This is a genomic window from Roseateles sp. P5_B10 (assembly GCF_056400485.1).
The window spans coordinates 1-1091 of sequence record NZ_JBFULE010001229.1 but is presented as its reverse complement, the minus strand read 5'-3'; the positions used below and the strand labels follow the sequence as shown (position 1 = coordinate 1091).

Genomic DNA, 1091 nt, shown 5'->3' with positions numbered 1-1091 from the left:
GTCTGCAAGACCGACCAGGCTYGCCSGCGTTCAGCCGGCGCAAGACTGGGCGAGGGGCTAAATCATCCCCGACTTGACCATGATCGCCCGCAACGTCGCGAACTCGCGGTCGACGAAGGCCTCAAACTCGGGGCCGGACAGCAGTGCCGGCGTCCAGCCGTTCTTGTCGATGGACTCCGCCCAGCTCTTGCTCTTGGTGGCCGCGACGACCATGTCCGTCAGCGCCTTGCGCTGCTCGGGCGTGATGCCGGGCGGCGCGTAGACGCCGCGCCAGTTGCCGATCTCGACGTCGATGCCCAGCTCCTTGAGCGTCGGCGCATTCAGGCCCTTGATGCGGGTCGGCGCCGTGACGGCCAGCGCGCGCATCTTGCCGCTCTCGAGATAGGGCTGGAACTCGCTGAAGCCGCTGCCGCCCACCGTGACGTTGCCGCCCAGGATGGCCGCCACCGCCTCGCCGCCGCCGCGGAAGGGCACGTAGTTGATCTTGGCCGCGTCCACGCCGACGTCGCGCGCGATCATGGCCGCGGCGACATGCTCGGTCGAGCCGCGCGAGCCGCCGCCCCACTTGACGCTGCCGGCGTCCTTCTTGAGCTGCTCGACGACGTCCTTCATCGTCTTCAGCGGCGATGCGGCGTGGACGACGTAGACGTTGTATTCGCTGAGCAGCCGCGCAATCGGCGTGGCCTGGGCCAGCGTCACCGGCGGCTTGCCGGTGATGATGCCGCCCAGCATGACGGCGCCCATGACGATGAGGGAGTGCGGGTCGCCCTTGCTGGCGTTGACGAACTGCGCCAGGCCCAGGGCGCCGGCGGCGCCGCCCTTGTTCTCGAACTGCACGGAGGACGCGAGGCCCGCGTCCTGCAGTGCCTTGCCCAGCGCCCGGCCGGTGGTGTCCCAGCCGCCGCCGGGGTTGGCCGGGATCATGAGCTTCATGGGCACGCCGGCGGCGTTGGCCTGCAATGGCCAGGCGCCGGCTGCGGCCAGGGCCGCCAGGGACTTCAGGAAGGTATCGCGACGCATTGCTTGTCTCCTTGTCGTCTCGGGGCGTATCCCGCCCCGGCATGATGGCCGAGCCCCTGCGGATGAGGAAG

1 protein-coding gene is annotated in these 1091 nt (G+C 69.8%); it reads right to left on the bottom strand.

All coding sequences use genetic code 11. From position 1 onward, the window contains the following. Window positions 1-57 precede the first annotated feature (57 nt). Window positions 58-1020 (bottom strand): Bug family tripartite tricarboxylate transporter substrate binding protein, encoded by a 963-nt coding sequence (locus AC1DU6_RS32310; RefSeq protein WP_477862313.1) that lies wholly within the window; start codon window positions 1018-1020, stop codon window positions 58-60. Between the last annotated feature and the right edge of the window lie 71 nt (window positions 1021-1091).